The organism is Clostridioides sp. LIBA-2809 (assembly GCF_056688965.1).
Genome location: NZ_CP197004.1, coordinates 1,040,735 through 1,056,541, shown reverse-complemented (window position 1 = coordinate 1,056,541; position 15,807 = coordinate 1,040,735). Strand labels below are relative to the sequence as shown.

12 protein-coding genes are annotated in these 15,807 nt (G+C 28.3%); all 12 read right to left on the bottom strand.

Annotation, left to right across the window (positions count from 1 at the left end; all coding sequences use genetic code 11):
* Window positions 1-12: 12 nt before the first annotated feature.
* On the bottom strand, window positions 13-1,233 hold the full coding sequence (locus ACTG44_RS05160; protein WP_234781101.1) for a DUF6080 domain-containing protein: 1,221 nt from the start codon (window positions 1,231-1,233) through the stop codon (window positions 13-15).
* A gap of 305 nt (window positions 1,234-1,538) precedes the next feature.
* Window positions 1,539-2,681 carry an aldo/keto reductase gene (locus ACTG44_RS05155; protein WP_479921419.1) on the bottom strand — a complete coding sequence of 381 codons (1,143 nt, stop codon included), beginning with the start codon at window positions 2,679-2,681 and terminating at the stop codon, window positions 1,539-1,541.
* A gap of 140 nt (window positions 2,682-2,821) precedes the next feature.
* The gene (locus ACTG44_RS05150; RefSeq protein WP_021383688.1) at window positions 2,822-3,688 is read right to left on the bottom strand and encodes a cation diffusion facilitator family transporter; all 867 of its coding nucleotides are present in this window, start codon (window positions 3,686-3,688) and stop codon (window positions 2,822-2,824) included.
* Window positions 3,689-3,940: 252 nt separating this feature from the next.
* Window positions 3,941-5,488, bottom strand: a complete 1,548-nt coding sequence (locus ACTG44_RS05145; protein ID WP_021383707.1) for an ABC transporter permease/substrate-binding protein — start codon at window positions 5,486-5,488, stop codon at window positions 3,941-3,943.
* On the bottom strand, window positions 5,481-6,617 hold the full coding sequence (locus tag ACTG44_RS05140) for an ABC transporter ATP-binding protein (RefSeq protein WP_479919951.1): 1,137 nt from the start codon (window positions 6,615-6,617) through the stop codon (window positions 5,481-5,483). Before ACTG44_RS05140 ends, ACTG44_RS05145 begins: the two co-directional genes overlap by 8 nt.
* 340 nt (window positions 6,618-6,957) lie before the next feature.
* Window positions 6,958-8,055 carry a DNA polymerase IV gene (gene dinB, locus ACTG44_RS05135; RefSeq protein ID WP_021383701.1) on the bottom strand — a complete coding sequence of 366 codons (1,098 nt, stop codon included), beginning with the start codon at window positions 8,053-8,055 and terminating at the stop codon, window positions 6,958-6,960.
* A gap of 390 nt (window positions 8,056-8,445) precedes the next feature.
* Complete coding sequence (locus ACTG44_RS05130) at window positions 8,446-9,951, bottom strand: DUF1846 domain-containing protein (protein WP_021383690.1); 1,506 nt, start codon at window positions 9,949-9,951, stop codon at window positions 8,446-8,448.
* A 261-nt stretch (window positions 9,952-10,212) separates the two neighbouring features.
* Window positions 10,213-10,563 carry a DUF6483 family protein gene (locus tag ACTG44_RS05125; RefSeq protein ID WP_021383697.1) on the bottom strand — a complete coding sequence of 117 codons (351 nt, stop codon included), beginning with the start codon at window positions 10,561-10,563 and terminating at the stop codon, window positions 10,213-10,215.
* 222 nt (window positions 10,564-10,785) lie between these two features.
* Window positions 10,786-10,977, bottom strand: a complete 192-nt coding sequence (locus ACTG44_RS05120; RefSeq protein WP_021383686.1) for a hypothetical protein — start codon at window positions 10,975-10,977, stop codon at window positions 10,786-10,788.
* 119 nt (window positions 10,978-11,096) lie between these two features.
* Window positions 11,097-12,011: an AHM family subclass B3-like metallo-beta-lactamase gene (gene blaAHM / locus ACTG44_RS05115; RefSeq protein WP_479921418.1), complete on the bottom strand. Its 915-nt coding sequence runs from the start codon at window positions 12,009-12,011 to the stop codon at window positions 11,097-11,099.
* A 162-nt stretch (window positions 12,012-12,173) separates the two neighbouring features.
* On the bottom strand, window positions 12,174-13,670 hold the full coding sequence (locus ACTG44_RS05110) for a 4Fe-4S dicluster domain-containing protein (RefSeq protein WP_021383683.1): 1,497 nt from the start codon (window positions 13,668-13,670) through the stop codon (window positions 12,174-12,176).
* Between the two features lie 267 nt (window positions 13,671-13,937).
* Complete coding sequence (locus tag ACTG44_RS05105) at window positions 13,938-15,428, bottom strand: 4Fe-4S dicluster domain-containing protein (protein ID WP_479918300.1); 1,491 nt, start codon at window positions 15,426-15,428, stop codon at window positions 13,938-13,940.
* Between the last annotated feature and the right edge of the window lie 379 nt (window positions 15,429-15,807).

Here is a 15,807-nt window from a genome sequence, read left to right as displayed (position 1 = left end):
CAACATTATTTTTTAAACAGGATATGACTTTATTCCTATATTTAAAATTTCTATAAATCCATTTACATTACTGATTATTATAGTAACCAATAACAATGATAGAAATATATTATACATATTTTTTTCATTTTTTCTAAGTGCTTTAGTAAAGTAAGCCAATAAAACTATAACTGCAAAACTAAAATTTATAGCCATAATACTTGAATTAACTAGATTGTATCCTATTATTCCATGTAAAGTTAAGTTAAATATAACTATTCCCATACATAGTTTAGGTACTCTTTTGTCTGAGTTTTCAATAACTGATAAAACACAAAAACAAAATGCTAATAATGTAAGAATAACTGGTATTGTTGAAACTTCACCATTTTGCAAAAATAGACCTTTTTTTAACGCTGCTCCAGGAAAATAAAAAACTGAGTATAGTAGTCTCTCTATAATCATTGCAATTTTTTCTAGAATTGGTTCTCCACTTATAAATTTAGTATCATACTGTATTACATTTCCAAGATTCATGAAACTCTCATAAGATTTCGTTGAAATTACACAAATGTATGCCATTAAGATAAATGTAGCTAAATGTTTTAACATTTTTCCTATTTTTAATTTAAATTCAAATATCATATTAAAAAAATACAAATATATATTACTAATAGTTATTCCAAATAGAGGAATAGCAGCGAATTCCACCAAATAAGAATACTTTCCTTTCATCTTATTTGCAATAACTATGAAAAATATTAATGAAAATTGACTATATATAAACCTCTCTACATTTAAAGTCATAAATAGTTGTGGGAAAGAAAATATCATTATCATAGTAAGTAAAATTAAAGTTAACCTCTGCATTTTTATCTTTTTAATATGATTAAAAACTAAAGTTATAGACATAGCACTAGTTATTATTTGTAGACAAATTAATCCAAATCCATAAGCACTATTAAAATCGGCTGTCCCTGGATTTGCTATTGAAGTACAAAATAAGTATATTGGATATGCAAAAATTGATATAATTGCTGAAAATAATATGTGTTTACTATTATCTTGATTTATAGCAAATACATTTAAATTGAATAAAACACCTGTATCTGTATCTAACAATACATCATAAGTATTGTTCAAGTCATAAAATATAGTAGTCTTGGAAAAAAATATCTTAGTTATTATTAGATAAGTTATTACAACTAATATAAACAACAACATCTCATTTTTGTATTTTAATATTTTACTCATCAATATATATCACCATCCATTCATCATATAGGATTTGCTGCTACCTACAATTTATTCCTTTAATTTTAATAATTCCCCTTTATAATATCCTTACTTGTTTTATTGTAATTGAATAACTCTTTATTTACAACCACAATATTCACTTTATTAATGCTATATTTAAATAGATACTATATATAGTATTTATTTTTATAAAATACAAAAACATAATTTAAGGAGACAAAATTATATCTTGTCTCCTTAAATATTAAAATTATATTTTAAAATATTACTAAACAATAAATTTCAAGTATGATATAAATTAATTATACTGTAACATCATTAACTCCATTTTCTTCCCACTTTTTAATCTCTTTTAATCTATCAATTATAGGTAAATGCTGAGTACATTCAACTTCACATTTTCCACAAGATATACACTCTTCAGCTTTTGCATCACTATTCATTGTATAATTCCAATGCCCTAATCCATAAACTAATTTTGTCATCTCTTCATCACTCTTTTTAAACATCTGCTTTTCATTATAAAAAAGCATATAAGCTGGAGTATTAATACCTTTTGGACATACCTTACAATACCCACATCCTGTACATATTTCATTCATATTTTGATTTAATCTTGTTTCAATGTCATGTATATCTTCATCTGAATAAATTCTATTTTCATCCGCAATTTTACATGCATCATCTATATCTTGCTTTTTATTAAACCCTATCAAAGATACGTTTATTTGTGGAATTCCTATATTAAATCTTAAAGCTGCTTCTATAGTACTTTCCCTATCTTTTGCTAGAAAAGAAAGCTCTTTATTGTATTTTGGAATAGTTCCACCACTTAATGGATTCATAGCTACAACACCATATCCATTATCAACAGCATACTTAGCACCTTTTAGTCTATATGGAAAGTTTAATATATTGATTCCCATAGTTACACCTTCAAACTTATTTTCATCGAGGATATCTATAACTTCATCACCTGGTTGATGTGATGAGAATACTATATGGTCTATCAATCCTTCTTCTTTACATTTTAATAATCCTTCATATTGACCCCCAGGTCTCATAGCTAGTTCATAATGCTCCATCTTTCTAATATTCCAAACATGATAAAAATTTATTTTAGATACGCCTAATCGTTCTATTGACTTTTTTACTGCTGTTATGGCTTTTTCTGATGTATCGCATACTTTCGGTTTTTCTTTAGTTGATACATAAAAATCGGTCTTACCTTCATCTATCATTTGTCTAAAAGCTAGTCCAAATATATCTTCACTTCTGTCATCACAATATCCTGGTGCTGTATCGAAATAATTAATACCTTTTTCATATGCGTATTTAACTAAATCAGCATTTTCTTGGTTGCTTTTCTCTAAATCAAACCTTAATCCTCCATAACCAACTACTGAAACCATTTTCCCCGTCTTGCCATATTCAACGTATCTCATTATAAATTCCTCCTTAGATATATTAAGACTTAATTTCTTTATAAAAAATATTATACCATAAATATTTTTTATAAATTATTTATGGTATAATATTTTTTTTATAAATTATAATTTTTTACAATTGACCTTTTCTAATCAAATTAAAAGCTATAAAAAGGTTCAATATGAACTATTACTTGCGCATTTTCATTAATCTCTTCTTGTATTTGTTTCTCGATTTTATGTGTTAAAGCATGAGATTGCTCTATACTTATAAATGGGTCAACCATTACATGCATATCAATATATATAGAGCTTTTACTTCCCCTACTTCTGATATTGTGAACATCTCTTACTTCATTAAATTCAAACACAATTTCTCTTATATAATCCTCATCTACAGCTACTCTATCTACTAAGATTCCAATAGATGGTCTAAATATCCCATAAGCTGAGTAAATTATAAATGCAGAAATAATAATAGGAACTATAGATTCTATTATTACTGGAAATCCTAATTTTACACCAACTAAAGTAATCAACACTCCTAAAGATACAAAAATATCACTTCTTGTATGCAATGAATCTGAAATCAAAACATAACTATTTAATTTAGTTCCAATCCTATATTCATATATACAGACAAAAATATTTATAAAAAGTGTAATGATTAGAGCAATTAGACTTTCTATAGTTATAGAAGGTGTAATTGGATTGGATATTCTTGATACTGCACTAAGAATTATCTTAATCGCTATAACAAATAACATACCACTAATAAATAAGCTAGTTATAATTTCGAATTTTTTATGTCCATAAGGATGATTTTTATCTTTTGGCTTAGATGCAAAGAAAATGCCTATGATACCTACTATATTTGATGCTCCATCTGACAGAGAATGGAATCCATCAGCTGTCATACTATAACTTTTGATTTGATTACCAATAATGATTTTTAATAACGCTACTGCAAAATTAGCAAATAAAATTATCCATAATACTTGCTTCACTTTCTTATAATTATCCATAATAATCTACCTCCTCCCTCCGATTTAATCGAAAAAAGACTATGTATCAATATTAATTAACTAGACAATAAAATTGTATATAAGCACATTTACTATATTTATATTCAAAATTGGTTGTACTTGTTCACTCAATTTGAAACTTAATTATAAATAAAAAGTATTGTTATAATTTTGATACAAATAAAAATAAGTTATAGATAATATATAAAATATTATCTATAACTTAAAGTTTTGATATAAACTATTAATTTTTTATACTAATCCTTCTTTAACTAAGAATGAATGAGCAACATCTTCTGGTGATTTACCAAGTTCATCAACTTGATAGTTAAGTTCTCTCATAGTTTCTTCATTTATTTTACCTGAAAGCATATTCATTACTTTTTCTAAATCAGGATATTTCTTTAAAGTATCTTCTCTTACTAATGGAGCTGCATAATATGGTACAAAGAAGTTTTTATCATCTTCTAATATCTTAAGATTGAACTTTTTAATAAGACCATCAGTTAAGAATGCATCTATAACTTGAGATTCATTATTATCTAAAGCTGTATATCTTAAACTTCCATTCATTGCTTTTACATCTTTGAATTTTAAGCCATAATCTCTAGCAATTCCTATAAGACCATCTTCTCTATTTTCAAACTCTAGAGTTGGTGAGAAAGTAAGGTCTTTACTATATTTAGTTAAATCAGATATAGTGCTTATTCCATACTTATCAGCAGTCTCAGGCATCATGGCTAATGTGTAAGTATTATTGAACCCAAGAGGGTCAAGTAAAGTTAACTGATTTTCTTTTTCCATAGTATCTTTTACAACCTTATATGCTTCATCAGCATCTTTAATTGGAGCATGTTTCATTACATTTACCAAAAGTGTACCTGTATAGTCTACATACATATCTAGCTCTCCAGACTTAATTGCATTAAATGCAACAGACGAACCACCTAGATTTAAATTCTTCTTAACTTTAAGATTTGTATTTTTTTCTATTAATTCAGCAAAAACATTACCAAGTATAAGTTGTTCTGTATAATCTTTAGAACCAATAGTTATTGTATCTTTCTTTCCTGAAAAACTTGAACTAAAAACAACAAACAACATTGAAACTACAACTACAACAGATATTACTTTAAGTGCTATATAATTTTTCTTTGGTGCTTTTGGATTTAATCCTTTTGGAGTAACTGCAACTTCAATTTTACTAAATAAATAATCAACTAGTAGTGCAATTATACATGATGGAATTGCCCCTGCCAAAATCATATTATTGTTTACAGTTTGAACACCTGAAAATACTAAATATCCTAAACCACCTGCACCTATAAACGCCGCAAGAGTCATCAAACCAACAGCTGTAACTGCAGAGATTCTAACCCCACCCATTATTATAGGAAGCGCTAAAGGAAATTGTATTTTAAATAAGGTCTGATTTCTTGTAAGACCAATCCCTTTAGCCGATTCTAATACCACTGGGTCAATACTGGTTATACCTATATACGTATTTTTTACAATTGGCAGTAATGAGTAAACTACTACCATAAATATGGCTGGTCTACTTCCTATCCCAAGTATGGGTACAAGAAGACCCAAAAGTGCCATAGATGGAACTGCTTGGACTAAGTTTACAAATCCAAGTATTATTTTTCTAAGAGATGAGACTCTTGAAATAATGATTCCAAGAGGAACCCCAACTATTATAGCTATCAGAATAGATGTAACTGTTAAACTCATATGTTGTATTAAAAGCTCTATAATCTTATCTTTTTGTAATAGTATAAAGTTTAAAAAATTATCCAAGGACACTCACCTCCATTTCTAGGAATTGTTCACTTAAAACAGAAAGTAAACTACTTCTAGTAATTAGCCCTACAAGTTTATTCTCATCAGAAATAACCGGAATATATCCAACCGAATTACGATTCATTACATTCAGTATCTCAACTAAATTATCGCCTTCATTTACATGTAAAGGCTCTCTTGACATAATATCAGAAAGTAATATTGATTTATCATTAATGTCTTTCATATCCTTTACAGTAACAATGCCTTTTAATGTTTTAGCTCTGTCTATAATTAGTAAACTGTCAACCTTACTTGTTCTCATAATTTCTATCCCTTGAGTTACAGTTCTCGTTGAAGTAACGGCAATAGGATTTTTTATCATAATATCTCTTGCTTTTATATATTCTGGATTATCCCAAACTCTATCTTCTCCAATAAAATCTTTTACAAAATCATTTGCAGGTTTTCTAAGTATATTTTCTGGAGTATCATATTGTGCTACTCTTCCATCCTTCATAATACAAATTTTATCAGCTATCTTTAAAGCCTCATCCATATCATGAGTTACAAATATTATAGTTTTTTTCAATTCATCTTGAAGAGAAAATAATTGCTCTTGTAAAGATGTCCTTGTTATTGGATCTAACGCACTAAAAGGCTCATCCATTAATATTATTTCAGCATCAGTCGCAATGGCCCTTGCAACACCAATTCTTTGTTGTTGACCACCACTAAGTTCTGAAGGATACTTATTTAAAAAATCATCACTATTAAGACCTACCATCTCAAGTAGTTGCAATGTTCTTTTCTCAATTTCTTCAACGGACTTTTCCTTTTTTAGGCGTGGAATTAACTCTATATTTTCTTTTATTGTAAGGTGAGGAAATAGGCCTGTGTTCTGTATAACATATCCTATTTTTCTTCTAAGCTCTATTTCATTTTCCTGAGAAATTGGTTTGCCATTAATATATATTTCACCAGATGTAGGTTTTATTAATTTGTTTATAAGCTTCAAAGTTGTAGTCTTCCCACAACCACTTGAACCAATCAAAACTACCAGTGTACCTGTTTCTACAGTTAGAGAAATATCATCTAATATAACATTATTTCCTATCTTCTTGGTCACATTTCTTATTTCTATCATAATTTATCATCCCCTCTATCGACAAGCAACCTTCACCAATACTATAAGTTGTTTTTTTAATTATATCATATTATTCGCTTTATGTAAACTAAGTACAACTTTTAGGTCAATATATGTCTGAATATTGCTACAGATGCAACGTATTTATGTATTATATAATCTAAAAAACAAAAAAAGAATAAAAATACTCATAAAATAACATAAGAGGGTCTTAAAATGAATGTTTCAGTTCATGATGTACTCTTTTTTGTATGAAATCAAATGTATTTTCATCATTTAACAATAAAAAAGAGGCTTATCTCTATTTTGAGATAGCCTATTAATTTATTTAAATAGAAAATTATGGTTGAATACTATCCATATACTCAAATAATGTAATATCTTTATAAGTTTCTTTTTTATCACTTAAGTTTGAAATTGTAACTCCCAATAACCGAATTTGTTTTCTATTCATCTCAACATTTCTTAATAAATTATCTACACAACTTCTTATATCATTATATTCATCAATATAATGTTCTACGCTAAGGCTTCTAGTTATCTGTGTGAAATCCTCATATTTAATTTTTAATGTAAGTGTCTTTCCAAATTTTTCAGAGTTTTTTAATCTATGACATACCTCTTCACAAAGTTCATCAAGGATATTGCGTGTTTCTTCTTCATCAATATCCAAATTATGACTTAATGTAGTCTCAGCTCCAACAGATTTTCTAACTCTATTTGGCTCTACAGGTCTATCATCTATTCCTCTTGCAAATTTATACAATTCATAACCTTTTTTCTTGAATATATTTTCAAGTTCAAATAAATTTAAACACCTTAAATCGTATCCTGTTTTTATACCTAAATTTTTAAGAGTATTTGAAGTGACTTTTCCAACACCAAAAAATTTATTTACAGGTAATTTATCTAAAAATTCTTGAGCATTTTTTTCATTTATTACAGTCAACCCATTGGGCTTTTTTAAATCTGATGCAATTTTAGCAAGAAACTTATTGTACGAAACACCAGCTGAAGAAGTAAGACCAACTTCTCTAAGTATATCTCTTTTTATTTGCTTTGCTAACTCAATTGATGAATCAATATTTTTTTTATTTTTTGTTACATCTAAGTAAGCTTCATCTAAAGACAACGGCTCTACCAAATCAGTATATCTATAAAAGATGTCTCTTATTTGATTTGATACATTTTTATACACTTCAAATCTAGGCCTTATAAAAACTGCATAAGGACATCTATTATAAGCTACAGCTGATGGCATAGCTGAATGTACGCCAAATTTTCTAGCTTCATAAGAACAGGTTGCAACTACACCTCTACTTTGTGGATTTCCACCAACAATAACAGGTCTTCCTTTTAATTTTTTATTATCTCTTTGTTCTATAGATGCATAAAAAGCATCCATATCTATATGAATTATTTTTCTATGAAGTTCCATCCTTATCACCTTTTAAAATATAAACATATTAATTTTATTTAGATTACTTTTTAATTATACCAAACTTATGTTTCTTTATGCTCTTTTTTTTATAATTCTCTTTATAGATTGACATTTTCCATATATAAAGCATCCTATAATCAACCAATTTAATATAATTTATAAAAAATCCTTAAAAACACTTGCAAAAACTATATAAAAGCTTTACAATAGGTATTCCAAGGAACTAAATTTAAAATTCCTTATGGATAACAGTATATATATTAATTTAAATGGGATGTTTTAAAAACAAAAGACTGCCTTATATAAGACAGCCTACTGATTTTATTATAATTGTAATGGACTGCTCAAACTATTACTTTAAAACAGCCCATATTTTTTTATATAATTTTAGCTATAGTAAAGATTTTGTGAAGGATACTCTGGGTCACAAGTTACATCTATACCAAGTTTTCTAAATGTTTGTTCATCATCTCTATTTAGTATAGTAGTAGAATGAGCTTGACACCCTTTTAATAGTGCCAATTTTTCCATAGCAAATTGTGCAGTTGGATTAGTTACAGCACAAATGCTAAGTGCAGTTAAAACCTCTTGGCAACTAAGTGACACATTTCTACTAGCTAAAGTTTTTGTTTTTAAATTTATAATAGGTTCTAATATTACAGGTGATATTAAGTGCATATCATCAGATATATTAGCTAAGTGTTTAATTGCATTTAATATTGCAGCTGCTGTTCCATTCATTAAGTCAGAACCCTTACCAGTTAATATTGTTCCATCCTCTAACTCTAATGCTACTACAGGGCAAGTATCATTCTTATCAGCATTTTCTTTTAATTTATTACTGTAATTTCTAGCAGGTAAGACAACTTTTCTATCTTCTGGCTTTAGGTTAAGTTCTTCCATAATCATTTTCATTCTATCATAAGCACCTTTGTCAACTTGTCCTTTTTTATATTCACAAGCAGTTTTAAAGTATCTTCTTATTATTTCTTCTATAGATGCTCTTCTTATTACTTCATCATCTATTATTCCAAATCCAACTCTATTAACACCCATATCAGTCGGAGATTGGAAAATTGATTCTTTTCCAGTTATCTTTTCTATTATTTTCTTAAGCACTGGGAATAATTCTAAGTCTCTATTGTAGTTTACTGACATTTCACCATAAGTTTCAAGATGGAATGAGTCTATCATATTTACATCTTTTAAATCAACCGTAGCTGCTTCATAAGCTATATTTAAAGGATGCTTCACAGGTACATTCCAAACTGGGAATGTCTCAAACTTAGAATATCCAACTACATTTCCTCTTTTGTTTTCATGGTATAACTGGCTTAAACAAGTACCAAGTTTTCCACTATTAGGACCTGGCGCTGTTACTACTACTATTGGTTTTGTAGTTTCTATATACTCATTTGCCCCATACCCTTCATCACTAACTATAGTCTCAACATCTGACGGATATCCCTTTGTTGGATAATGCTTATAGACTTTAATTCCTCTACGTTCCAATTTATTTATAAATACAGTTGTAGCAGGTTGTCCTTCAAATCTAGTAATTACTACACTGTTTACATCTAACTCGTAACCTCTTAAATCATCTATTAATCTTAAAACTTCCATATCATAAGTGATACCAAAGTCTCCTCTTATTTTATTTCTTTCTATATCTCCTGCATATACACAGATTACAACTTCAACTTTTTCTTTCATATGTTGTAGCACTTTTATTTTTGCATTTTCATCAAATCCTGGAAGTACTCTTTTTGCATGAAGGTCTCCCATCAATTTTCCTCCAAACTCTAAATAAAGCTTGTCAAAATTGTTTACTCTTTCTAAGATATATTTAGACTGCTCTTCTAAATATTTTTTGTGGTCAAATCCTACTTTCATCTTAACACCTCACTAAATTAAATTTCTTATTGATAACAGTATATTTATATATATTTTTTTAGTAAAACATCTTATAAAAAAATGTTAATACTTTTTCACTCAAAGTAATATTATACAATTAAGATTAATTTTTTTCAAGATAGTTTTATTGTAATTTAGATATACCTATATAACTAATAAAATAAGAATATTATATTCTACATATCTAAATATAATATTCTCACCTTATCATTAATTTATTTCAATATTCTCATATATCTTTTATTCTAAGTTCAATACTTTTCTAATATCTTCTATTCCTTGATAAACTTCTTGTTTAGAGAAATTCATAGCCTCTAATTCTTCATCAGTTTTTTCCATAAGCATAGTATAAAATTCTATTGCTATATACTGCATATTTTCAGTATTTACAGTGTTAGCCTTATCAAATAAAATCTCTTCTGCTTCATTCACTTTTCCTTGAAAAACTAGTCGCTTCAATGTTATAAGTATAACTTCTTCTTCTGTATTATACACTAAATCTTTTTCTTCATATTCACTGTATTTTTTTCCCAATAAAAGTCTTGCGACCATAAGTTTTATCTCATTGAAAATCTTATCCACTATAGCCATTTTTACATCTCCTATAAATAAAATTTATTTTCTTTTTAATTATATCAGACTTTATAGTAAAAATTATTATATGTAAATGAAATAATTCAAAAATAGATTTTAAACATAAAAAAAAGAAGGTAGCGGGGGATTTCCGACTACCTTCAAACACTAGATTGTGATTGGTTTGGTATTTTACTTATACCCACCATAAGCTTCGTTAAATCATCTAAATTGATTTTTCTAGCATCCACATCCTCCATCAAAAACGTCACCGCATTCACAAAGTATTAATAATACTATTAAGAAAGGTATCCATGCACATAAGTCCATCTCAGCCCAACAGTCTTGGAATGCTAAGAATAAGAAGAATAATATTATTATCCACCAAGCACATCCGCCAAATCCGCCTTCACCAAAAAATCTATCCAACATAATATGTTACCTCCTAGTTATTTTGTATGTGGAGTTTCAGCTCCTAAAATATACTATGTTTAAGGGGTAATATTTGCTAATGATTTTTTTAAATTTTTTCAAAGATTTTCTAAAAAAAATTATTGTCTAACACTCAATACCTTGCCATCACTATTGATGACTACATCTCCATTAGAAGTCAAAAATGTTTTTATATTCAGTTTTTCTAATATTTTTAAGACATCCTCTTCTGGAGCTTTTTTCTCTGAACAAGTTATAACAGCATATTCTGGGGATATAGAGTCTAAAAATGCTTCAGTTAATTTGTCATATCTCCCATGATGAGGGATTTTAACAAAATCATATTTCAAAGTATTTTCACTTATAAATTCTGCCAACCTTTTTTCCTCTGCATCTCCTGCAAACAAAAATTTGTGTTCTCCATAATTTATACTAGTCATTATTGAATAATCATTCGAACTTTCATAATCACTTTTTGAAGCTGGTTGTATGCTTATTTTTGCATTATTGATTTCAAGATTCATCTTTTCCTTCAGTACTACTGGTTCTACATCAGCTTGTTTAAGTGAATCTGTATACTCATCATACTGTTTACTGTCTTTCTTATAATTTGCTTGTATCAGATTCTTTACTTTGACACTAGATAGTACACTATCGACTCCACCTATATGGTCCTTATCTAAATGAGTTAAAATCAAATAATCAAGTGTGTTTATTTCTTTTTCTTTTAATTTATCGACTATTTGTTTTCCATTTTTATCTTCTCCTGTATCAATCATTATGACTTTATCACCTATCTCAATTAGTATGCAGTCTGACTTACCAGTGCTTAGTATAGTAGTCTTAAATGCAGTATTTTTTGTGCTACTCTTAATATTATTTTGACTTACACTATTTTTGTCACTCTTTAAATAAGATTCACTTGTTGATTTTATCTTACCATTAGTAGTTACATTTACTACAATCAATAATATTGCAATTACAGATAATGTAGTAACAAAAAACATGATGTCTCTTAATATTATTCTCTTCATCCAAAGTCTCCTATAAATTTTATTTATTTCATATTTATAGTATAACAATCCTGACTTAGTAAAATACACATATAAACAGGGCAAATTCTAGGCATATTTGTGGCATTAAAAAAAAGAACAATATAGTTATAAACTGTACTGCTCTTTTTATAAAAATTAAGTCTATCTTTCTAAAGTTACATCTTCAAATTCTTTAATTTTATCATTAGATAAAACACTTTTTTTAGTTGATTGTCCATTTTTTCTATCAAAGGTATTCTTAGCTTTAGCACCTGATAAAAACTTACCAGCTCCATTAATACAACCTTCTTCACACATCATTCCTTCTATAAAATTACCTTCTAGTCTATTCAATTTAGCCATTGTCATTGTTTTTTTAATTTGTCTTGGACCAGATACTTTTATAGGTTCAAAATCAAAACTAATTCCCTTCTCAGTAATATAGTTCTGTATTGATTTAGTAAGACCTCCAGATGCTCCAAATCCTCTTCCAAAAATTGACCCATCATTTATATCTTCATTTGAACATTTTGATAAATCTATATTAAATGATTCAAATAATGCCATTAACTCTTCAAAAGTAAGCACATAATCTACTGCATCTTTTAAGTATGTCTCTGTTGCCTCACTCTTTTTGGCTGTACATGGTCCTATAAATACAACTTTAGCATCAGAATCAAATTTTTTTACTAATCTTCCTGTTGCTATCATAGGAGATACTGTAGATGATATTTTATCTTTTTCATCAGGGAACATCTTCTCTATGTACTTAAAAAATCCAGGGCAACATGAATTTGTCATGTAATCATCTCCAGATTTTATTCTCTCAATAAATTCATTACTTTCATGAACTGTAACCGCATCTGCCCCACAAGAAGCTTCTATCATATCTACAAACCCCAACGACTTTATAGCATTTTTTAACTGTCCATATGTAATATTGCTATCAATTTGACCTGTTATAGCTGGAGCTACTATTGCATACATATTTTCCTTCTTTGCAAGTTTTTTTGCAACAGGTGCTATCAAACTTTTGTCAGATATTGCTCCAAATGGACATGCTGACATACAGGCTCCACAATTTATACAATTATCTTCATGTATCATGGCTTTCATAGTATTTCTATTAAAATCCAATGCTCCTGTTGGACAGACACTCTTACAAGGTCTTACAACTTCAGATATAGCATCGTATTGACATGAACTTTTACACATTCCACAAGCTTTGCATAAATCATGATTTATATATGCTCTTCCATTTATGTAAGAAATTGCCCCAAACTTACATGCTTCTTTACATCTATGAGCTAGACATCCCCTACAAAGTTCTGTAACTGTAAATTCATTTATTGGACATCTATCACATGCTGCTTCTACTATATATATAATTTGCTCATCCGTATCTAAATTAACTAAATCAGGATTTATATCTCCATATTTACTATTTGGTGTTAAACTTAATGCAAGTTGTGCTCTTTCAAGAACTACTTCTCTCTCCTTATAGACACAGCATCTATATCTGGCCTTTTCTCCTTTAATTATTTCATATGGAATTTTTTCTATATTTTCTTTTGTTAATTTTTCTTCAATCGCTAATCTTGCTACTGCCGTTAAAACTTCATGCTTCAACCTTTTTAGTTGCGTTTCGAACTCAAACATAAGTAATCCTCCCCATAAATCACATCTTTTTCGCTATATTTCTACTATTATGTATATTGTATTTTTATTCATTTCCATAAATTATTATAACACAGGCATATACTTTGTTAAGTTATATACAAAATATTATATATGTAATTTTTATTTTAAGTGCATATAGTTTTTGTTTTAAATTACTAAATAATCAAATATATAAATAAAAATAGAGTCGTCCAAAAGTTAAACTGCAACTTAGAACAACTCTATTAATAATATGTATTTCTCTTTTTATTTTTCTAAATTTATTTTACTAAAATCTTTTATCTTTGTATTTGCTAAAACGCTCTTCTTAGTTGATTGAGAATTTTTTCTATCAAAAGTGGCTTTAACCTTTGCACCTGATAAGAACTTACCAGAACCATTTATACATCCACCTTCACACATCATTCCTTCTATAAAATTACCTTCTAATTTTCCTAAATTAGCCATAGTCATAGTTTTCTTGATTTCTCTTGAACCAGAAATCTTTACAGGTTCAAAATTAACACCTATACCTTTTTCAGCAAGATAATTCTCTATAGCTTTTGTAAGACCACCAGCAGCTCCAAAACCTCTTCCAAATATTGATGCATCATCTATATCTTCATTTGAACACTTAGCTAAGTCTATATCAAATGCTTCAAATAATGCCATTATTTCTTCAAAAGTCAGTACATAATCCACTGCTCCTTTTAATTCTTTCTTAGCTGCCTCACTTTTTTTAGCTGTACATGGTCCTATAAATACAACTTTAGCATCTGGCTCAAAACTTTTTATAAATCTTCCACTAGCTATCATAGGAGATACTGTAGAAGATATTTTCCCTACATGATTTGGGAATGTCTTTTCTATGTAACCAACAAATCCTGGACAGCAAGAATTTGTCATAAAAGCTTCTCCTTTTTCCATTCTTTCAGCAAACTCTAAACTTTCATGAACTGTAACTGCATCTGCTCCACAAGCTGCTTCTAGTACATCGACAAATCCTAATGATTTTATAGCATTCTTTATTTGACCATATGTAACATTGGCTTCAACTTGACCTGTTATAGCAGGTGCTACTACTGCATACATTTTTTCGTTTTGAACTAATTTTCTAGCTACAGGAGCTATCAAACTTTTATCAGATATTGCTCCAAATGGGCATGCTGACATACATGCACCACAGTTTAAACACTTATCTTCATGTATCATAGCTTTCATATTCTCTCTATCAAATCCTAAGGCATTAGTTGGGCATACACTCTTGCATGGTCTAACAACCTCTGAGATGGCATCATATTGACAAGCTTTTTTACACATTCCACAAGCCTTACATAATTCATGATTTATGTAAGCCATTCCTCCGACATGTGTTATAGCACCAAATTTACAAGCTTCTTTGCATCTATGCGCTAGACAGCCTCTGCAAATATCAGTTACTGTGAATTCATTTATTGGACAACTATCACATGCAGCCTCCAAAATATATATAATTTGTTCATCTTCTCCTATATCCATTGTATCTAAATCTATCTTATCTTGACCTGGCTCTAATCCCATACTTACATTTACTCTCTCAGATATTATAGCTCTTTCTTTATAAACACAGCATCTGTATGTAGGTTTCTCACCTTTTATTATTTCATATTGAATATTATCCATTGCTTCTCTTGTAAGGTTATCATCTTTTCCAAGTCTAGCTATTGCAGTTAAAACATCATGTCTTAATTTGTGTATTTGTGTTTCAAATTGAAACATTTTAATACCACCCCCGTAAATGATTTTATACGATACCATTATAACATAATATTTCCTTTTATTAATATATACATAAAATATTATATGTTTAAATTTTATTTTATCGAATATATACAACGTTTTTTCATTTGATTATATAATAATATTGATATTTCTGAAATTTCACTATTTTTATTTCAAATTTTCAATCGAATATATAATATTTTTTATTATAAAATTTAATTCTGTTTTTTACTCACATTCCTTTTTATTACATTTTTTGATATTAAATTTATTCCTTATATTCATATTTTTGTACGATTTTATACTACTTGTTTTTGCATCATTTAACAATTTTTTTTAAATTCTAAAATTAATTAATCTTTTTAAAATTTTTAGT